The following is a 20682-nucleotide window of genomic DNA, read 5'->3' as shown; positions in this document are numbered from 1 at the left end:
CCCACCCCATGCGATCGCCTCAATCTAAACCGGAAATTACACCACGAGCGCGGACGCTAACGTTTCGACAAGGGCGACCGGCAAAAGCCGGGTGTTGGAAACCTGATCGGTAGAGCAGGCGCATGCGCCTTTACCCTCACGGGTTGGACATGCGCGCATGCCACCCGGCCTCATAGAGAAACCGAGTCTACCGAATTCGGGGTTTCCACGCCCCATCGCCGGGTTTGATCGACGACACTGCGTAGGTCGCAGATCATCCGCGCATCTGCAAGTCGTCAGTTCGCGTTAACAGCGGCTGCTGTGGAGATCCGCGTTAGGCACGATCGTCACGCCAAACGGGTCTCCATCCGCCTGTCGATCTCAATGTACTCCATGTCGATCGAGAATTTCCAGCTATGACGGGCTGGAAGAAGTGCCACTGCTCGGTCGCGGTATCAGCCAAAAAGACGTAATCTGGGCAGTCGCTCCGTCCAGCGAGCGCGGCTTCGAGCGCGCGGCCTATGACCACATGGTTGCTGAGCGCAATGTCGGACCATTCGAGAATGAGGAAGGTCGTATCGCCCAGAACCGTGCATTCAGTCAGCTTGGGCAGTTTCTTGTCCAAGGCCGTCCGCATACGAATCAGTCGCTGTTCCTCAATATCAACCCCTGCCTTTCGCGAGAGAAACAGCGCCCCGTCGTGGCGCCCACTTTCGGACCAGTGCACACGCAGCGACAGCGTTAGCGGGATGCCATCGACGACGGATTCCCGCCGCCCTTGATAGCCGTGCGGGGCGTGATGACGATCCTTACGGAATGGGCACTCTTCGTGAAGCTCCTGGCCGGCTTCGATGATCCAATCGAGCAAACGCTCCCGCAGCTGCTCATGTGTATGTTCCCGGATGCGAGAGCGTGTTTTCCGAAGGAGGCGCATGTGTCCGGCTCTGGCCGGTAGGCGACCGTCCGGTTCCGAGTTGGGTTTCTGAGATAGCTGACGCTCACTCGGTGTCGGCTGCCGACCAGACTCAGTCGTTCACAACTGCTCCCTATAAGGTCTGGGTATGCCGAAAGCGGCCGATCATTCCGGTCCAAGCGGACCATCAGCATCGCGCCCCATCATCGGTCGTCAGCAATCTATCGAGAACGCCCGAACTTTGCGAGACAGCTTGGCGGGCTCAGCCCGATGAAGATGGGCAATATGCCTACGCTACAGCGCTACGATAGCGTCCGCCATGCGATCCACTCACATTGCCCGGCTCCCAGAACAAAATTCTAAGTCGCTTAGAAAACGGCGGTGAGATTGAATGACCCATAGCGCGTCCATCCCTTTGCCGGTGCGTTGGGCGCTTCACGGAGCAAACGCCCCTTCGCCAGCAAAAGCCCATCAAATTCGAAACGTAGTCGATCAGGAACAAGCCAGTAACGAAGCCGCACTTCAACTTGATTCCCGGCAAAGCTTCCCGACAGCCCGCCGGCATCGCGGACGCCGGTCGTAGAAAAACTGTCTTCACGCGCGTCAGCCCACATCGCGCGATAAACGACTAACCAGTCGAGCCGCTTGTTCGGTGTCGCCTCTAGTCGAACACCAGGTGTCACGAGATTGGCGCGCCCGATGGCATTATACAGGCCGGCCGGTGCCAGCTCGGCGCGGCGCATGCCGAAAAGCGTATCGAAGCGCCCGTAATGGCCACCTGGTTTGTGGCCGCTCGCCCGATCGAATTCGATCGATAGGCGCGGTTTCCAAGGACCGGCAAAGCTAAAGCCGACATCCGCGTGCAGAAAGCTCGCCCTTACCAACTGCGAAGGCGCAAGCGCGGCCGTCGACATGCTGATGTGACCGGTCTGATAGAGTGCTTCCATCTCGAAATCGACCTTGCCGGCGCGCGGTTCTGCGATGAGCCGGCCACCGATGGTATCGAGCGACCGATCTCGGGTCGGACGGCCTGGCGCATCGCGCTCCCCCAAATGAAAATAGGTCATCTCAGCCATCGCCGGGCCGATCGCCTTCGCCTTACTGATCTGGCCGCCCCAGAGCACGAGATCGAAACTCTCGCGGTCGAGCCTGACCTTGCTGCTGCGCAGGCTGGCATTGTCGTCAGGAAGCCGAACCTGCGGCAACGTGTATATCAGCGTCGCCTTCCAACCGCCGCGCGCCGATATATCCGCGCGAAGCCCGGAATAGCCATTGGTAGTGTTACGATAGTCGTCGGCGGCGACCAGCCGGCGCGAGCCGAGATTGAGCATCATGCGCCCGGCGGTCAGCGTCAGCTTCGAACCCTTCCCGAACACATTGTCGAAGTCGCCCGCGACATAGGCTTGGACCGGCTCGAGCGTGTTGACCTCGTTGGTGGTGACGGGCGTCCCATCACCCTCGCCCCACACGCGGCTGTCGTAGAGCTCGATCGCCGCACGCCAATGGTCCGAACGATATTCGGCGAGAATGTTGGTGCGCAGGTTCACGAGATCATCGCTTTGATTGAATCCGACACGCGGCTGACCGTCGATGACCTCGTAGCGCAGGCGCATCGCGCCCGAGAGCGACAAGCCGTCGCCTGCCTGCTGCGCCTGCGCGGCGCCTGGAGCGGTAGCCACGACCAGCGCTGATACCAGCCAAGTTAGTTGTGATATATGTGTTCTATCGAATCGCATTGTATGATATACATGCACCATTATGGCATCGATCGAAACTGCGAACTGGCTGGCTCTGCTCCATCAGCTCCCGACCAAGCCACCCTATCTGCGGGTGAAGGTCTGGCGGAGGCTCCAGACGATCGGGGCGGTGCCGCTCAAGAATGCTGTGCACGTCCTTCCCAAGAGCGATGCGAACGAAGCGACCCTACGCGTCTTGCTGGAGGAGATCGTCGTGGCGGGCGGCGACGCCATCCTGCTCGATGCGATCCTGCTGGCGGGACAGAGCGATGCCGACGTGCGCGGATTATTCGATGCCGCGCGCGATGCCGATTATTCCGAGATAGCGCAGGCGGCCCGCCTGCTGCTTGAAACCGGGCCGGCAAGCGGCGCCGAGATCGTGAAGCTGGAGAAGCGCCTCGGCGACGCCGCAATGCTCGACTTCTTTGGGGCACATGGGCGGCAGGATGCCGAGGCTGCGCTCGCCGAGCTTGACCGTCAGCGCTACCAGCATCCCGACGTCAGTCGGTCGATGCCGGCCTCGGACGAACCGCGCGATCTAATCGGTAAAACCTGGGTGACCCGGCGCGGCGTGCATGTCGATCGCATCGCCTGTGCCTGGCTCATCCGCCGGTTCATCGACCGCAATGCAGTCTTCAAGTTCGTCGATGGACGCAGCTATGCGCCCGAAGCCGGAGAGCTTCGCTTCGACATGGCCGATGCAGAGTTCACTCATGAAGAGGATCGGTGCAGCTTCGAGACCATCGTCATGCGCGCAGGCCTGGGCGAAGACGCCGGACTCGTCGCAATCGGCGAGATCATCCACGACCTCGACATTGCTGACGCCAAGTTCAACCGGCCTGAAACAGCGGGTCTCGGCGCGATGCTGTCGGGCGTGTGCGCATCCACCGACGACGATCTGGAGCGTATCGCAAAGGCCGGCGATGCGCTCGACCAGTTCCACGCCTTTTTCAGTGCCCGGAGGGTCGAGCGATGAGCAGCGTTATCACCGACGAGCAGATCGCGCTCCGGCTCAAGGCGCATGATCACGGCATTGCCTTTGGCGAAGCGGTGCGGGTTTGGGCGCGGATCGCAGCACTGAGTTTCGGCGGCCCGGCCGGGCAGATCGCGGTGATGCACCGCATCCTCGTCGATGAGAAACGCTGGATCGGCGAGGAGCGATTTCTCCACGCGCTCAACTACTGCATGCTCCTGCCGGGGCCGGAAGCCCAACAGCTCGCCATCTATATCGGCTGGCTGCTCCACAAGACGAAAGGCGGGCTGGTCGCAGGCACATTGTTTGTGCTGCCGGGCTTCCTCGCGATCCTCGGGCTCAGTTACGTTTACGTATTACTCGGGCATGTCCCGCTGATCGAGGGCCTGTTCTTCGGGCTCAAGGCCGCCGTGCTGGCGGTGGTGGTACAAGCGGTGGTTCGCGTCGGATCGCGCGCGCTCAAGAACAGTGTCATGCGCGGTATCGCCGTCGCCGCCTTCGTCGCGATCTTCTTCCTCGGCGCGCCGTTCCCGCTGATCGTGCTGCTCGCCGGCATTGTCGGCTATGTCGGCGGCCGATCTGGCAGTCCAGCGTTTCGCGGCGGCGGGGGCCATGGTCCGGGCGGCGGCGCGATCGTGCATGACCGTGATACCGCGCTGGGAGAAGCGCTGCCCGAGCATGCCCGCGCCAATCTCGGGTGGTCGCTCAAGATCTCGGGCGCGCTGCTCATGCTCTGGCTTGCACCAGTGCTGGCGCTCGTCCTGTTGCTTGGTTCCGACGACGTCTATGCGCGCATCGCCACGTTCTTCAGCCAGATGGCGGTGGTGACCTTCGGCGGCGCCTATGCGGTGCTCGCCTACGTCGCGCAGCAGGCGGTCGACCAATATGGCTGGCTCAAGCCCGGCGAGATGCTCGACGGGCTCGGCATGGCGGAGACCACGCCCGGGCCGTTGATCATGGTCACGCAGTTCGTCGGCTTCCTCGCGGCCTATCGCGATGCCGGCGGGCTGGCTCCGCTAATCGCCGCGACGCTCGGCGCCATCCTGACCACCTGGGTCACCTTCGTGCCGTGCTTCCTCTGGATCTTTGCCGGTGCGCCGTTCATCGAGCGGCTGCGCGGTAACAAGGCCTTGTCGGCAGCACTGACCGCGATCACGGCCGCGGTCGTCGGCGTCATCCTCAACCTCGCCATTTGGTTCGCGATCCACACGCTGTTCGGCCGCGTGCAGCCGATCGGAATCATGGGCCACCGCTTCGACGCGCCGGTGCTGGCCTCGATCAACTGGCCGGCGGCGCTGCTGTCGGCCGCCGCCGCACTGGCGATCTTCCGCTTCAAGCTAGGTGTGCTCACCGTCCTCGCCGGCTCCGCGGCGATCGGCGCGGCCTGGTTCCTTTTCGCTCAAGGAGTATGAGCCCATGACCGACGTTACACGACGAGGTGCTGTAAAAACCCTTGGAGCGAGCGCCTTGCTCGTCGCCGCAGCCGATGGTGCGGTTGCGCAATCGGGCGTCGCCGCTCCCGTACCCGCCTTCACCGGCAGCTTCCAGCCCAAGCCGCTCAAGTTCGATCCCGCCAAGCTGCCCGGCCTTTCGGAGCGACTGCTGAAATCGCATTGGGAGAACAACTATCAGGGGTCGGTCAAGACGCTGAACGCAGTGCGGTCGCGTCTTGCCTCGGCCCTTGCCGACAAGGATGCGCCGCCAGCGATATATGGCGGTCTCAAGCGCGAAGAGGCGCACCGGACCGGCTCGGTCGTGCTGCACGAACTCTATTTCGACGGGCTTGGCGGCAACGGTCAGGCGGGCGGCCGGATCAAGCAGGCGATCGACGCCGCCTATGGCTCGTTCGCGACCTGGGAGGCCGAATATCGGCGCACTGCCATGTCGCTCGCCGGCGGATCGGGCTGGACGATCCTCTCCTACAATCTCCACACCGGCGCGCTCGGCACCAGCTGGTCGTGGGACCATATGCATGCGCCGGCCGCCGGCATTCCGCTGCTGGTGCTCGATATGTACGAGCACAGCTTCCACATGGACTATGGCACGCAGGCCGCCAAATATATCGACGCCTGGTTCGCCAATCTCGACTGGGAGGAGGTCGACCGGCGTTACGCGCGGGCGGCTGCCATCGCGCGCGGCTGACGAGAGCCCCTCACCAATATTTGGAGATGGCGCGGAACTGGTCGATCGCGTGCTGTGGGCCTTCGCCTTCCTCGGCGTGGACGAGGCAGTGATCGATATGGTCGTTGATCAGCGCTCGCTTGGCGCTGGCGATAGCGTTTTCCACCGCCTGCAATTGCTGGGCGATGTCGACGCAGGCGCGCTCCTCCTCGATCATCCCGACAATGCTCTTGAGGTGCCCCGCCGCACGATTGAGGCGCTTGATGATCGCGGGATGGGAGGAATGGGTCTGATGGGCCATGCAATCCTATCCCACGGGCGACGATCGCTGTCGAGAAAATATCCCCCCGGGGGGATAGACATGTATCCCCCAGGGGGGATATGGGATGTGGGTGTTCGAGGTGCTCGCCAATCGCGTCTATCGCCATCTGTTCCTCGCCCAAGTGATCGCGCTGGTCGGCACCGGCCTCGCGACGGTGGCGCTCGGGCTGCTTGCCTATGACCTTGCCGGCGGCAATGCCGGTGCCGTGCTCGGCACGGCGCTCGCCATCAAGATGGTCGCCTATATCCTCGTCGCGCCGATTGCGGGCGCCTTCGCCGATCGCGTACCGCGCAAGGCCCTGCTGGTGGCGCTCGACCTCGTCCGGGCCGGCGTCGCGGTGTTCCTGCCGTTCGTCAGCGAAGTCTGGCAGATCTACGTCCTGATCTTCGTCCTGCAATCGGCATCGGCCGCGTTCACACCGACCTTTCAGGCGACCATTCCCGATGTGCTGCCGCAAGAGCGCGACTATACCCGCGCGCTCTCTCTTTCCCGGCTCGCCTACGACATGGAGACACTGACCAGTCCGGTCCTGGCGGCCGCGCTGCTCACCGTGATAAACTTCCACTGGTTGTTCTCGGGCACCGCCCTCGGCTTCCTTGCATCGGCCGCGCTCGTCGTCAGCTCCGGCCTGCCCAGCCTCGTCAGTCAATCGACCGCCGTCCGCGACGGCATATATGCCAAGACCACGCGCGGCATCCGCATCTATCTGCGCACGCCGCGTCTGCGCGGCTTGCTCGCGGTCACGCTTTCCGCCGCTGCCGCGAGCGCGATGGTCATCGTCAACACGGTCGTGATCGTCCGCGCGCTCGGGCTCGGCCAGCGCGAGGTCGCGATCACGCTCGCCGCCTATGGCGGTGGTTCGATGCTGGCCGCCTTTGCACTGCCGCGCATTCTCGACCGGTTTTCCGATCGGCGCGTGATGCTGATCGCGTCGGTGGCGCTGGCCATATTGCTCGCGGGCCTTGCCGCAGCCGGCTTGACGGCGCCGGGCCACTCGCTCGCATGGCCGGTCATTCTCATCGGTTGGCCGTTCCTCGGCATGGCTTATGCGGCAAGCATCACGCCATCGGGCCGCCTCATCAAGCGCTCGGCGAACGCCGAGGACCGGCCGGCCCTGTTCGCGGCCCAGTTCGCGCTCAGCCATGTCTGCTGGCTGATAGCCTATCCGCTCGCCGGGCAGCTGGGTGCGGCCTCTGGGTTGTCAGCGGCGTTTGCCGCCATGGCGGGTCTGGCGGCTTTCGGTACGGTTGCGGCTTTGCTGGTCTGGCCGGCACGCGACGCGACCACGGTCGAACACAATCATGACGATCTTCCGGCCGATCATCCGCACTGGCGCGATCACGGAAAGTCGGGACACGACTATGTGATCGACGATCTTCATCCACGCTGGCCGCGCCGGTCATGACAGCAATATTTGCGATAGTGCGGGATTACTTGCCGCTCATGCACCGTGGCGATAGGTTGCGCGCCATGGCCCGACCGTTGGTCCTTGCTTCCCGCCGCGCGCCGGCGAGCCGTCTGCAGTGCGTCGCCGCATTGTTGGGACTGCTCGCCATGATCGGCGTGATCGGGCTTGCGACCTGGCATGACGGCCTGCCGCACAGCCATGCGCCAGTTCATGCCGCGAGCATCGATACCGACCACCATGACCATGCTCCCTCGGATCAGCCCGATCCGTCGGACGCGCTCCATCTGGCAGCTCATGCCGTTGCCCAGACCGTGGACCTCTCTTCGCGACCGCTGGTTAGCGTAACGCTGTTCATCGTGTCGCTGCGCTGGACGCTGGTCACCACCAGCCTGCCGGTCTCGGCGAGGCCCGTCGAGATATTGCGACCCCCACGCGGCTGAACGCTCGGCGCCGATCTGGCGCGCGTTCGACATGCCGTTAAGGGGATTGATCCATGAGAGCCTATTCAGGCCGGCTGCCGCGCATTGCGGTGACCGGCATGCTGGTCGCGAGCGGCGCGCTGCTGCTTGTCCAGTCAGTGCGCGCGCAGGTTGCGCCGCCCTTCGCCACCTTGCTGCGCGACAGCGAGAACGCACCCCGTTCGGCAGCGATTGCCGCCGATGTCGCTCGCGCCGAAGGGCTTGCCGAACAGGCTCGTGCCCGCCCCAACCCGACCGTCAGCGTGATGGCCGAGAACATCGCGGGCCGCGCGCCCTATCGCGGCTTCGACGGGGCGGAGAACACGCTCCAGTATAACCAGCCGTTCGAACTGGGCGGCAAGCGCTCGGCGCGTATTGCTGCCGGAGAGGCCGAGGTTGGCGTCGCGAGAGCAAGAGCCTCGGGTGCCAGGGCGACCTATGCCCACGATCTCGCGCTCGCCTACGCCATGGTTGAAATCGCCCAGCGCCGCGTCGAACTGGCTGATGACGAGGTCGAGGAAGCCGAGGCCGACCTGAAGCTCGCACGCGCGCTGGTTGATGTCGGCAAGGAAGCAAGATTGCGGAGTCTTCAGGCCGAGTCCGCGCTGAACGCGCTGCGGGCCGATCGCGACCTCGCACGCGCCAATTTGACCGGCGCGCTGGCGCGGCTGTCCGCCCTTGCCGGTGCGCCCCAGACCTTTACCGGCATCAGCGGCTCGGTGCTCGCCATGTTCGAGCGGCCGGCGATCGTCGGCCCGGTCGATGCCGGCAGCTCGGCGATCTACCGGTTGGCGCTCGCCGAACGCGACGCGGCGGCGCTGCGCATCCGGGTCGAGGAGAAGCGCGCAATCCCGGACGTCACCGGGCAGCTCGGCGTGCGCCGTCTGGAGCGCGACAATGCGACCGCGATGATCGTCGGGGTCTCGGTGCCCCTGCCGCTGTTCGACCGCAATCGCGGCAATGTCGCCGCGGTCCGCGCCGAGGCGCAGGGAGCGGCCTCGCGCGCCGAGGCTGCGCGGATCGAGACCGAAGCCGAACTGCGCGGCGCCATCGCCCAGGCCGAGGCGAGCGAGAGCCGCGTGACGGCCGCGCAAGCGTCGCTCGCAACGGCCGATGAAGCCTATCGGCTCGCCCGGATCGCCTATGAATCCGGCAAGGCACCGCTGATCGAATTGCTCACCGCCCGCCACAATCTCGGCAGTGCTCGCGGGGTCGTGCTCGACACGCTCGCCGCGCGCTTCGCCGCCAACGCTACGCTCGCCCGCCTCCAGGGCCGCACCATCACCGGAGACCTGATCCCATGACCTCCGACAAGAACCGCCTGTATATCGGCTCCGCCGTCGCTCTCCTGCTTGCCGCCGGCGCCGGGTTCGGCATCGCCCGTTTCACCCAGCCCGCGCCACCCGCTGCGCAAACCCCCGCCGCCGAGGCGAAGCCGGGCGACGATGTCGCCATCGACGCTGCTGGTATCCGCAGCTCGCAGATCGTGGTGGCGCAGTCTGCCTCAGGCGAACTCGACGCCGCGATCGCAGCCAGCGCCACGGTGGATTCGACTCCCGACGCCGAAGCGGTGCTGACACCGCGCGCGGCCGGTACCGTCGTTCGCATCTTCAAGCGCATCGGCGATCCGGTGCGCGCAGGCGAAACGCTGGCGCTGGTCGAGAGCCGCGACGCTTCGGCGATCGCCGCCGACCGCTCGGCGGCAAGTGCCCGGGTCACGCTCGCCACGAAGCAGCTGGCGCGCGAGCGCAGCCTGCTGGCCCAGGGCGTCAGCCCGCGCGCCGATTATGAAACCGCCGAAGCCAATCTCGCGGTTGCCCGCGCAGATGCGATGCGTGCCAGCGCCGCCGCAGGGGCCGCGCGGGTGGCGGGTGACGGCCGCTCGGTCGCAGTGGTGAGCCCGGTCAGCGGGCGCGTGACCGCCGCGTCGGCAAATCTTGGCCAGTTCGTCTCCGCCGAAGCTGAGTTGTTCCGCGTCGCCGATCCCAGCCGGTTGCAGATCACGGCGAGCGTGCCGCCCGCTGATGCGACCCGCGTGCGGGTGCGTGACCGCGTCGAGTTGAGCCTCGCCGATGGCGCGATCATCGCCGGGCGGGTCCGGTCGTCGACCGGGGTCGTCGATGCGCAAACTCGGGGGGCGACCGTCGTCATCGAGGCGAGTGCCGGGAGCAGCGTGCTTGCGCCAGGGCAGCTCGTGCAGGCGCGTATCTTCGCCAGTGGCGGCGCGACCAAAAGCGGCGTGATGGTGCCACAGGATGCGGTGCAGACGCTCGGCGAGCGCACGGTAGTGTTCGTTCGCACAGCCGCCGGGTTCAGGGCGCAGACGGTGCAGGCAGGCGCGCGCAGTGGCGGGCTGGTCGCGATCGTCTCCGGCCTCAAGGGCGGGACACAGATCGCTACGACCAACGCCTTTCTGCTCAAGGCCGAACTCGAGAAGGAGTCGGCGGAATGATCGGTCGCATCCTTGCGCTCTCGGTTCGCGGACGATGGCTCGTCGCGTTCCTCACGCTCATCGTCATCGGCTTCGGCGCGTGGCAGATCACCAAACTGCCGATCGACGCGGTTCCCGACGTTACCAACCGGCAGGTGCAGATCAGCACCTTCGCGCCCACGCTCGGTCCAGTCGATATCGAGAAACAGGTGACCTTCCCGGTCGAGACCGCGCTCGCCGGTATTCCCGGGCTGCAGATGACGCGCAGCTTCTCGCGCAACGGCTTCAGTCAGGTGACCGCCGTGTTCGAGGATTCGACCGACATCTATTTCGCGCGCCAGCAGGTGACCGAGCGGATCGCGCAGGCGAAGGACAGCCTTCCGGCCGGCGTCCAGCCCAATCTCGCGCCGCTCAGCACCGGCCTTGGCGAGATTTTCTTCTATTCGGTCGCCTTTCGTCACCCCGACGGCAAGGGCGGTGCCGAGCATGTCGATGGCAAGCCCGGCTGGCAGACCGACGGCAGCTACCTCACGCCCGAGGGTGAGCGGCTGACTACCGAACTGGCGAAGGCAGCCTATCTGCGCACCGTGCAGGACTGGATCATCCGTCCGCAGATGCGCAACGTGAAAGGCGTTGCCGGCGTCGATTCCAACGGCGGCTATGTGAAGCAATATCTGGTCGAGCCGAACCTCAATGCGCTCGCGACCTACGGCCTCTCGATCACCGAGCTGGCCGATGCGCTGGAGAAGGCCAATTTGTCGGCAGGCTCCAACTATGTGCGGCGCGCCGGTGAAAGCTTCCTTGTGCGTGCCGACGCGCGGCTCCGCTCGATCAGCGAGATCGAAGAAGCGGTGGTCGCGACCCGCGGCGGCACCCCGGTGCGGGTCAAGGATGTCGGGCAGGTCGTGATCGGCGGCGCGGTGCGAACCGGCTCGGGCAGTCGCATGGGATCGGAGGCGGTCATCTCGACCGTGCTGATGCTGGTCGGCGAGAATAGCCGCATCGTCGCCAACAGCGCCGCCGAGCGCCTGACCGAGATTAACAAGGCGCTGCCGCCCGACGTCTTCGCCGAGCCGGTCTACAACCGATCGAAGCTGGTCAACGCGACGATCGCGACGGTCGAGAAGAACCTCGTCGAAGGCGCATTGCTGGTCATCGTTATCCTGTTCCTGCTGCTCGGCAATGTCCGCGCGGCCCTGATCACCGCGGCGGTCATCCCGATCACCATGTTGATGACGGCGGCGGGGATGAATGGCCTCGGCGTCTCGGGCAATCTCATGAGTCTGGGCGCCCTCGACTTCGGCCTGATCGTCGATGGCGCGGTGATCATCGTCGAGAACGCCCTGCGGCGCCTTGCCGAACGACAGGAGCATGAAGGGCGGTTGCTGAGCATGGACGAGCGGCTTGAAGAGACCACGCTTGCGGCCAAGGAGATGATCCGCCCAACTGTCTATGGCCAGCTCATCATCTTCCTCGTGTTCGTGCCGTTGCTCACCTTCCAGGGTATCGAGGGCAAGACCTTCTCGCCGATGGCGGTGACGCTCATGGTCGCGCTGGCGAGCGCGTTCGTCCTGTCGCTGACTTTCGTTCCGGCGATGCTGGCGATCCTCATCAAGGGCAAGGTCAGCGAGACAGAGGTCAAGCCGATCCGATGGTTCAAGGAGAAGTACGCCCCGCTGCTCGAACGCGCAGTCGCTCGCCCTTTGCCGTTCGTACTCGGCGGCGCGGGCATATTCCTCGCGGCCGTGCTCGCGTTCGGGCTGCTCGGTGAGGAGTTCATGCCTCAGCTCGACGAGAAGGACATCACGGTCACCAACTTCCGGGTGCCGTCCGCCTCGATCGATCAGTCGACGCAGATGCAGCTCCAGATCGAGAATGCCCTCAAGACCCTGCCCGAGGTGGCGCTGGTCTTTTCCAAGAACGGCAACGCCGATCTCGGCACCGATCCAATGCCGCCAAATGCTTCGGACACCTATGTCATTCCCAAGCCCGAGAGTGAGTGGCCGGCCGAGGTGCGGAGCAAGGAGGATATCCTCAAGCGCATCGAGGCGCGGATGAAGCCGCTGATCGGCAACCGCACCGAGATTCAGCAGCCGATCCAGATGCGGTTCAACGAGTTGATTGCGGGCGTGCGCGCCGATGTAGCGGTCAAGCTTTATGGCGACGATCTCGACCAGATGAGCGGTGAGGCGCGGCGCATCGCGGGCGTGCTGCGCTCGATCCCCGGTGCGGGAGATGTCAGCGCCGAACAGACCGACGGTGCGCCGACGTTCGACGTCAAGATCGATCGACTGGCGGCGGCCCGCTACGGTCTGACGGTCGAGGAGGTTGCGAACACGGTATCCGCGGCGCTCGGCGGTCGCGAGGCCGGCCTTCTGTTCGAAGGCGACCGACGCTTCTCGGTCGTGGTCCGGCTTCCCGACGCGCAGCGCGACGATCTCGAAACGCTGGGGGCTATCCCGATCATGCTGCCCGCTTCGGACGGGCAGGTCGCGCGATCGATCCCGCTGAGGGAAGTGGCGCGGTTCAGCTACACGCAGGGTCTCAACCAGATCAGCCGTGAGAATGGCAAGCGCATGGTCACCGTTCAGGTGAATGTTCGCGGTCGCGATCTGGGCGGGTTCGTCTCGGACGCGCAGGCACGGATCGGGGCGATGACGCTGCCGCCGGGCATGTACACGGAATGGGGCGGCACGTTCGAGAGCCTGCAATCGGCACGGCTGCGGCTTTTGATAGTCGTGCCGATCTGCTTCGTCGCGATCTATGCGCTGCTCTATCTGGCGCTTGGCGGGTTTATTCCCGCAGCCATCGTGTTCTCGGCCGTGCCGATGGCGCTTGCGGGCGGCGTCTTCGCGCTGCTGTTGCGCGGCATCCCGTTCTCGATCACTGCGGCGGTAGGGTTTATTGCATTGTCAGGCGTCGCGGTCCTCAACGGCCTCGTGATGATGAGCGCAATCAGTAAGCGACGGGACGACGGTGCGGGCGGGGACAAAGCAATCATCGATGGCGCCATGGAGCGCGTGCGTCCCGTGCTGATGACGGCACTGGTCGCAAGCCTCGGGTTCGTTCCGATGGCGCTAGCAACCGGAACTGGCGCGGAAGTTCAACGACCATTGGCGACCGTCGTGATCGGAGGTCTCATAACCTCCACGGCGCTCACATTGCTCGTGCTTCCGGCAATTGCTGCATTCGTCGATCGATGGCGGACCCGATTTGATGGAGTGCAAGCGCAGACCCCAGTCATTTCACAATCTGGCTGAGACGTCGCAGCTGCGGCCGCTTTTGACAATAGCCGCCATTGGCGCTGCGGGCGCCAAATGGCGGCTTAGTCCCAGCCCCGGTCACAAGCGGACTGGCGACTCATGGGCACGCCATTTTCCCAGTTGAACGGCTTGGTTGGGCGCGTAGAAGCCTTTGCCGCCCTCGACCCATCGTTGCCTTTCAGGTTCTCATTTCAGTTTCCCAGAACCAAACATTCTCTGGAGCCCCGACCACGGCGGAAAGCCGGTGTAAACGACTGTCCAATCAGGAGCCGGATTGCGGGAATAGCTGACGCTTACTCTGACTCCGCTGCCGACGAAAAAAGGTCGTTTAGATCTGCCTGGCAGACGTCCAAATCAAAAAGCAACTGTCGATGGGGCGCCACTAGGGCAACTGCCTGATTGCCTCAATTTGGACATGAGCGAGGAAGCATCTCAGTCTTCCCGCAAAATCTTTTCCTGCATGTGAGAGCAGTAGGAGCAAAGCCCTTCATCGAGCCCGTCTAGATAATCCTGTATGCTGATGCCTGCTCCGCAGCGAAAACATTCAGCGTTAAAATCCAAAGCTTCGCCGCAGTTCGCACAACCGTCTTCCCCTTCCAACAACGTCGACCGCCCGCAAACGGGACACTGATAGATCGGGCCATCCTCGAATGCATCCTTGTAACGGACATACGCCTCGGCTCCATGCGCCTTCTCGATCGCCTGTTCGATGGCATCGGCTACATCTACATCTTGCCCGCAGGTCTTGCAGCGCAGCTGTGCGTAATCTTGGCTCTCGTTTTCGGGTTCGACCTGCTCGACGAGCTCGGACTGACAATCTCCGCATTTGATGACTTCAGCCATGATTGAGGAAGATCGCCATCTAATTTTCTCTAGTGTGGCCCGCGCTTCCCGGAGCTCTTGGTCGTACAACTCCTTAGTTTCCAGCATGGTTGTCCATGCTTCTCCCAAAAGCGCGACTGGATCTTCCTCCATCTGGCGAAACAGGGAAGCCACAACCGGAAAACCCTTGCTGATCGCCGCGCGGATCGCGGTCGCCGACTCCGATGTGTAGTGATGTTCCATATCGTTGCGGATGGTGTTGAGCGCTTTGAGCGCCTTATGGTCCAAGGATATTCCGAAATCTTTGGCGCGTTCACCGATTTGCTGAAAGTCTATGGTCGAATGGCCTACTTGTGCCAGCTCGATGCCGCCCTGACCGTCTGGCACAGGCTTAAGCTTGGCACCAATGACGTGCTGCGGATCAGCATTCGGGACTGCTCGGATCAGCGCCTCCTTCGCAAGCAGGAGCACACCCGCATAGAAATTACGGACCGCTGAAATATCGCGATCGTGATCCTGCTGGCGGAAATCCTCGACTCCCATCCGGATCGAAGCAGTCGCGTTCTCTAACAATGAAGGCATAGTCTCTCAGGAGATTGCAATGAATGCCTGCCAATTAGATGATTGGCGATGATTCTTCTATCGGCCAAGCGAAGTTCGGGGCGAGGAAACTGACTCGCTCCGGCAGTGAGGCATAACTCAGCGTGTAGACAAAGTGTTGAGTGGAGGAAATGGACGTGATGATATGTCGCGTAGGAACGACCCGCATCAGCGAACTTCCGCCCCGCCCAATAGAGATTTCCGTCAGTGCTCAAACTGAAAGTGCAAGAGCTATGCCTGTCTACTTCATCTACCAATTGAGCGCTGGCGAGCCGTTGCTGAAAATTGGACGCGCCAAGGACATTTAACAGCGCCGCGACGCGCTACAGACCGGAAATCCGCATACGCTGGTGCTGGTTGGGTGGATTGAGTCCAATACGGAAAGCCTCCTTGAGGCAGAGTTGCACCGCAAGTACCATGCCCACCGCGTCGCAGGCGAGTGGTTCCATCTCGAGCCCGGCAAAATTCTGGAGGATCTGGTGCACGCCGGCAGCGATGGCTTCGTCGCTCGGCATGCCGACGCATTCGAAATCATCGGCCATGATCGTGACGCCGTCCCAGAATATCTCGGTGTCTGGGAATGGGCGGACCTCGAATTCGAAGAATGCTGTCCATTCTGTGGTGCCATGTGCGGGATGCACTTCCAGGAGGCATCCCAAGCCTATCATTGCATCAGCTGCGGACGTCTGAGCGACTTCTCCCATCAGACGCCAGACTTCGACACTGAAGAGGCATATCGCGCCTGGCTGGCGGACAATCCTCCGGCTCCCCCCACAGGAATGGACCGGCTCGCGATTTTGGGCGGCGCACCGGATTATCCCGAGCATCTTCGCCGCAATGGACGTCTGCGTTAGTCCGTCAGCGCCAAGCTGAGATCCGTGATCGCATCTACATCTCGATCCAGAGATGATTGATCTGGATTGGTTCGAGGCCGACGCACCGGTGATGGCGCGATCGCAACGCTGCCGTGCGCCGCAGAAGACCACCTAACTTCGCCAGCGTCGCCGCCCGGTCGAATTTGTCCAACCGCGCGGCGAGCCTCGGCAGGCGCTGCTCGACCGCGCCCACCGTCATTGCGCCGCCCGCCGACATCATCGCGTCAAACATCATTTCCATGCCAGCCATCGACCTCTCCTCGCCCGGCGAAGCTGACGCGTTATAGCGAAGGGCCGACGAAACACCCTGGAGATGGTGGCGACAACAGCGCCGCGAAAGAGCGGTTGTGAAATTGGGAAAATCCACAACGGTCTCACGGCTTGGCTTTGGCTTCCCAACTCAGATGCGGCAGCAGGTCAGGCGCCAATAGTGTTGCGTCTCAAGAATTTGGCGTCACATTATATAGCCCAAAAGCCGGGAGGGTCCGCGTGCACATCGAGTTTGTCGAGATTGCCAATTTTAGGAAGCTGCTGTCCGCGCGTGTCGATCTTTCTACCACAACAACGCTGTTTGTCGGGGCAAACAATAGCGGCAAGACCTCGGCGATGCTTGCAATGCGGCGGTTCCTCTCGCCGCGACGCTGCCCGTTTGAGATTCACGACCTGACTCTATGCCACTGGCCGAACCTTATTACGCTCGGTGAAAGCTGGATTGCAGCACGCGATGCGGATGAAGTCGTCGATCTGACGATCGCACCGTGGGTGAGTTCGTTGCCGACGCTCGATCTCTGGCTTCATGTCGAGACGGGCGAGATGCACCATGTGCGCGATCTCATACCGACGCTAGACTGGGAGGGCGGCCGTCTCGGGGTCCGGCTACGGTACGAGCCCAAAGATCTCGGGCTGCTCTACAAGGATTTCATGGGCGCCGTGACCGATGCCGAGGCCATGAAGGCCGCTGCCATCGCCGCGGTCGCGGTCGAGCACCCGGACGTCGATCCGCAGCCCGACCCGCCCAAGCTAACGGTATGGCCGACCAACCTGATCGACTTTCTCAGCAAGCGGCTCTCTGCGCATTTCACGATCCGCGCCTATACGCTCGATCCGGCGCTGCTTGTCGACCCGGTCAAATCACAGGCCCAACCGCAAGCACTGCCTCTCGCCTCGTTGCCGATCGAGGGCGATCCGCTGAAGGGTCTTATCCGGGTCCATGATATCCCCGCCCAGCGCGGCTTCGGCGAAGAGCAGTCGGGGGACGATGATGACGATACGCCGGTGTCCGCATCGAGCAACCGGCTCTCGGACCAGCTGCGCAGCTATTATGCGAAGCATCTCGACCCGACCAAGGGCCCCGACCCTAAGGATCTCGGTGCTCTGCAGGCAATTGAAGCTGCGCAGGACGCCTTCGATAAGCGGCTGACCGAAAGCTTCACGGCGGCGTTCAGCGAGGTCGAGGGCATGGGCTATCCCGGCGTCACCGATCCCCGGCCTCGAGTCTCGACGCGGCTCAAGGCAATTGACGGGCTCAACCACTCAGCCGCGGTCAGCTTTGAAGTCGATGTCATCGCAGAGGATGGTGTGACCATGCCGCTTCTACGGCTACCCGAGGCTAACAACGGCTTAGGCTATCAGAACCTCATCTCGATGATCTTTCGGCTTATGAGCTTCCGCGACGCCTGGATGCGGGTGGGCAAGGCCTCAAAGGGCGGTGTCATTAATAGCACCGAACCATTGCACCTCGTGCTCGTCGAAGAACCCGAGGCGCATCTGCACGCCCAGGTGCAACAGGTCTTCATCAAAAAGGCCTATGCGGTGTTGCGCGCGCATGACGACCTGATCGGCAATGACAAGCTGCGCACCCAGCTCGTCGTCAGCACCCATTCGAGCCACGTCGCACACGAGACGTCGTTCGCCTGCCTGCGTTACTTCCGCAGGCTGCCGGCCGGCATGGTGGCAAAAGTGCCGGTCTCGACGGTCATCAACCTCTCCGAGGTATTCGGGACCAGCAACGATACCGAGCGGTTCGTGACGCGCTACCTGCGTGCTCAGCATGCCGATCTGTTCTTCGCCGACGCGGCCATCTTGGTCGAGGGTCCGGCCGAGCGCATGCTGCTGCCGAACTTCATCCGCGCGCATTACGACGAGCTCAACCAATGCTACATCACGCTGCTCGAGATTGGCGGCAGTCACGCGCATCGCTTGAAATCGCTGATCGATCATCTTGGCCTACTTACCCTTATCGTTACCGACCTCGACACGCTCGACAAAACGGGCGGCGCATCGGTGCAGCCGGCAATGGGTGTTGATCAGAAAACCAACAATGCGACCCTCAAGACCTGGGTGCCGGGCACCGATGACGTCGACACGCTGCTCGATGCACCAGTCGCGTATAAGATCCAGTCGCAGCCTGAAGATCAGCTCTTTGCGGTGCGTGTCGCTTATCAGACCCCGCTTACCGTGACGCTGCCGGGAACCGATGCCCCGGAGATCGCTCTGCCCTACACGTTCGAGGACGCGCTGGTGTTCGAGAATTTGGCGTTCTTTGCTGCGTTGAAGGGCACCGGTCTCGTACGCAAGTTCAGCGACGCAATCGAGGCAGGCGGCGGGGCCGCCGCAATCGGCGAGCAGATGTACCTTGCCCTCAAGAATGGCAAGAAGGCTGAATTCGCCCTTGACGTGATTGAGACCGAAGGATTCAAAGATCTTGTCGTTCCGCGATACATCGCTGAAGGGCTCGAGTGGCTGCTACTGCAGCTCAAGAAGAAGCGCGTCGAGATCCTGCCCAAGGTGGAGGTAGCCGTGTGAGCACCGTGCCTGACGATGATGTCTTTGACGCTAAGGCCGACGAGACCATCCTTGCCTGCCTTGATCTCGACAAGCCTAAAAGCTTCTTCCTCTATGCCGGTGCGGGGTCCGGCAAGACGCGATCGCTGGTCGAAGCGATCCGTATCGTGTGCCGTGAACAGGGGCGGCGTCTCTCGCTCGCCGGACAGAAGATTGGTGTCATCACCTATACCAATGCCGCCTGCGACGAGATTAAGCAGCGTCTTGAGTTCGATCCCCGCGTAGAGGTCTCGACCATCCACGCCTTCGCCTGGTCGCTGATCGGCGGCTACGACGGTGACATCCGCAAATGGGTCGCTGCCCGAATGCTGCAGGACATCGCGGAACTGGAAAAAGCGCAGGCCAAGGGCCGCGCGACGAGCAAGGCCGCGATCGATCGTGCCCGTTCGATCGAGAGTAAGCGCCGACGCCATGCCGGGCTCGATGCTATTCAGCGGTTCATCTACAGCCCAACCGGAGACAACCGCACACGCGATGCCCTCAATCATGCCGAGGTGATCGCGATGACAGCGGAGTTCTTGACGGCCAAGCCTGGTCTACGTCGGCTGTTAGTTACGCGATTTCCAATCCTGCTGATTGACGAGAGCCAGGACACAAGCCGACGGCTGATGGATGCGCTGCTCGACGTTCAAGCGGCGCATCGCGAAAGCTTCATCCTGGGCCTGTTCGGTGACACGATGCAGCGCATCTATGCCGATGGAAAGACCGGCCTTGCCGAAGCCATTCCAGAAGACTGGGCAAAGCCGCGTAAAGAGATGAATCACCGCTGTCCGACGCGGGTCATTGAGCTTATCAACAAGGTTCGGCGTGACGATGACGGCCAAGAACAGCGGCCGCGCGCCGATGCGCAACCGGGGGTAGCCCGGCTCTTCCTGCTTCCCCATACGACCGCAAACAAGTCAGCGGCGGAAGCAGCGATCGCGCAACGAATGGCTGATATTGCTGGAGATCCAGCCTGGGCAGACGGTTCGGAAGCGATAAAGACGCTGGCGCTTGAGCATATGATGTCGGCGCGCCGGTTCGGGTTCGAGCAGTTCTTCGAACCGCTCTATGCCGTCCAGCGTATCAACACCGGGCTGCTCGACGGGACTGGTGCTGGCCTGGGCATCTTTACGCGTGAGATCCTGCCGTTGGTCAAGGCCCTACGAGTTGGCGATCGGTTCGCGACGGCGGCAATAATCCGCAAGACCTCGCCGCTGCTTGACCGTGACGCGCTGAGGGATGCCGGCGAGGCGCAGCAGGACCTGCTCGATCGAGCGAAAGGGGCCTGTTCGGGGCTGCTGGCGCTGGTCGACGGGCAACCCTCGGCGAGCCTGCGTGACGTGTTGCGCTATGTCGCCGAGCACCGATTGTTCACTGTGCCGGACGTGCTGTTGCCCTTTGCCGCCGCCGACCCCGACCCCGACCCGGTAGACGGGAACGACGCGGACGAGGACGAGGAAGAAATCGACATTAAGAGTGAGATCGCCGCCTGGCGGCAAGCGCTTGAGGCGCCGTTCGGTCAGATCGACAAATATGACCGCTATGTCTGCGGCTTTTCGCAGTTCGACACCCATCAGGGCGTGAAGGGCTTGGAGTTTCCAAGGGTGATGGTCGTCATCAGCGACGAGGAGGCTCGCGGCTTCTTATTCAACTATGACAAGTTGTTCGGCGCAAAGGGGAAGAGCAAGACCGATCTCGACAATGAGGCGGCAGGCGAAGAGACGACAATCGATCGTACACGGCGCCTTTTCTATGTGACGTGCAGCCGCGCCGAGCGGAGTTTGGCAGTCGTCTATTACGCTGAGAATCCCACAGCATCGCGCGACGCGCTGCTGCAGCAGGGTTGGTTCGCAGAAGATGAAATCGAGATTGTGAACTGAGGCCGAGTGTCACAACCGAGTGGTTGCGAAACCTGTCAAATAGCCGCATTTTGCCTCCCGCAGCTGAAAGCAATA

At 62.8% G+C, this 20682-nt stretch carries 15 protein-coding genes and 1 pseudogene; 11 read left to right on the top strand and 5 right to left on the bottom strand.

The annotated features are described in order from the left end of the window. Positions 1-313 precede the first annotated feature (313 nt). Together NTCA1_RS09295 and NTCA1_RS09290 are read right to left on the bottom strand one after the other, a co-directional pair. The gene (locus tag NTCA1_RS09295) at positions 314-847 is read right to left on the bottom strand and encodes a hypothetical protein (protein ID WP_037516058.1); all 534 of its coding nucleotides are present in this window, start codon (positions 845-847) and stop codon (positions 314-316) included. Positions 848-1260: 413 nt separating this feature from the next. After that, positions 1261-2523 carry an alginate export family protein gene (locus tag NTCA1_RS09290; protein ID WP_236549199.1) on the bottom strand — a complete coding sequence of 421 codons (1263 nt, stop codon included), beginning with the start codon at positions 2521-2523 and terminating at the stop codon, positions 1261-1263. Between the two features lie 127 nt (positions 2524-2650). On the opposite strand from NTCA1_RS09290, the gene NTCA1_RS09285 reads away from it, so the two are divergent. The 3 genes from NTCA1_RS09285 to NTCA1_RS09275 are packed head-to-tail and all read left to right on the top strand — an operon-like array spanning position 2651 to position 5743. Further along, positions 2651-3604 (top strand): chromate resistance protein ChrB domain-containing protein, encoded by a 954-nt coding sequence (locus NTCA1_RS09285; RefSeq protein ID WP_080727134.1) that lies wholly within the window; start codon positions 2651-2653, stop codon positions 3602-3604. Further along, positions 3601-5013: a chromate efflux transporter gene (gene chrA / locus NTCA1_RS09280; RefSeq protein WP_037516055.1), complete on the top strand. Its 1413-nt coding sequence runs from the start codon at positions 3601-3603 to the stop codon at positions 5011-5013. Before NTCA1_RS09285 ends, chrA begins: the two co-directional genes overlap by 4 nt. A gap of 4 nt (positions 5014-5017) precedes the next feature. Continuing rightward, positions 5018-5743, top strand: a complete 726-nt coding sequence (locus NTCA1_RS09275; protein WP_037516052.1) for a superoxide dismutase — start codon at positions 5018-5020, stop codon at positions 5741-5743. A gap of 10 nt (positions 5744-5753) precedes the next feature. Here NTCA1_RS09275 and NTCA1_RS09270 read toward each other — a convergent pair whose 3' ends face one another. Further along, on the bottom strand, positions 5754-6023 hold the full coding sequence (locus NTCA1_RS09270; RefSeq protein ID WP_037516050.1) for a metal-sensing transcriptional repressor: 270 nt from the start codon (positions 6021-6023) through the stop codon (positions 5754-5756). 91 nt (positions 6024-6114) lie between these two features. Between NTCA1_RS09270 and NTCA1_RS09265 the strand changes: the two genes are divergently transcribed. From NTCA1_RS09265 to NTCA1_RS09245, 5 genes are all read left to right on the top strand, one after another. Further along, the gene (locus NTCA1_RS09265) at positions 6115-7449 is read left to right on the top strand and encodes an MFS transporter (RefSeq protein WP_103097443.1); all 1335 of its coding nucleotides are present in this window, start codon (positions 6115-6117) and stop codon (positions 7447-7449) included. Positions 7450-7514: 65 nt separating this feature from the next. Next, positions 7515-7892, top strand: coding sequence for a hypothetical protein (locus NTCA1_RS09260; RefSeq protein ID WP_103097430.1), 378 nt, complete (start codon positions 7515-7517; stop codon positions 7890-7892). A 53-nt stretch (positions 7893-7945) separates the two neighbouring features. Beyond that, complete coding sequence (locus NTCA1_RS09255) at positions 7946-9214, top strand: TolC family protein (protein ID WP_037516042.1); 1269 nt, start codon at positions 7946-7948, stop codon at positions 9212-9214. Beyond that, positions 9211-10362, top strand: coding sequence for an efflux RND transporter periplasmic adaptor subunit (locus tag NTCA1_RS09250; protein ID WP_037516039.1), 1152 nt, complete (start codon positions 9211-9213; stop codon positions 10360-10362). The genes NTCA1_RS09255 and NTCA1_RS09250 overlap by 4 nt, the downstream gene beginning before the upstream one ends. Next, positions 10359-13601, top strand: coding sequence for an efflux RND transporter permease subunit (locus tag NTCA1_RS09245; RefSeq protein WP_037516031.1), 3243 nt, complete (start codon positions 10359-10361; stop codon positions 13599-13601). The genes NTCA1_RS09250 and NTCA1_RS09245 overlap by 4 nt, the downstream gene beginning before the upstream one ends. 435 nt (positions 13602-14036) lie before the next feature. Here the strand turns inward: NTCA1_RS09245 and NTCA1_RS09240 are convergent, their stop codons facing one another. Next, entirely contained in the window at positions 14037-15008 is a 972-nt protein-coding gene (locus NTCA1_RS09240; RefSeq protein ID WP_037516029.1) for a hypothetical protein, read from the bottom strand. Positions 15009-15355: 347 nt separating this feature from the next. On the opposite strand from NTCA1_RS09240, the pseudogene NTCA1_RS28480 reads away from it, so the two are divergent. Beyond that, positions 15356-15880, top strand: a pseudogene (locus tag NTCA1_RS28480) (GIY-YIG nuclease family protein); the annotation flags it as partial. A gap of 34 nt (positions 15881-15914) precedes the next feature. Here NTCA1_RS28480 and NTCA1_RS09230 read toward each other — a convergent pair. After that, a complete protein-coding gene (locus tag NTCA1_RS09230) occupies positions 15915-16151 on the bottom strand; it encodes a hypothetical protein (protein WP_037516025.1) in 237 nt (78 codons plus the stop codon). A gap of 239 nt (positions 16152-16390) precedes the next feature. Here NTCA1_RS09230 and NTCA1_RS09225 point away from each other — a divergent pair, with 239 nt between their 5' ends. Both NTCA1_RS09225 and NTCA1_RS09220 read left to right on the top strand, forming a co-directional pair. Further along, the gene (locus tag NTCA1_RS09225; protein ID WP_037516022.1) at positions 16391-18706 is read left to right on the top strand and encodes an AAA family ATPase; all 2316 of its coding nucleotides are present in this window, start codon (positions 16391-16393) and stop codon (positions 18704-18706) included. Next, positions 18703-20607 (top strand): UvrD-helicase domain-containing protein, encoded by a 1905-nt coding sequence (locus NTCA1_RS09220; RefSeq protein WP_037516019.1) that lies wholly within the window; start codon positions 18703-18705, stop codon positions 20605-20607. Before NTCA1_RS09225 ends, NTCA1_RS09220 begins: the two co-directional genes overlap by 4 nt. Positions 20608-20682: the final 75 nt, after the last annotated feature.

The sequence above is a fragment of the Novosphingobium sp. TCA1 genome (genome assembly GCF_009811895.1).
Lineage (GTDB): Bacteria > Pseudomonadota > Alphaproteobacteria > Sphingomonadales > Sphingomonadaceae > Novosphingobium > Novosphingobium panipatense_A.
This window is presented reverse-complemented; position numbering and strand designations above follow the sequence as displayed.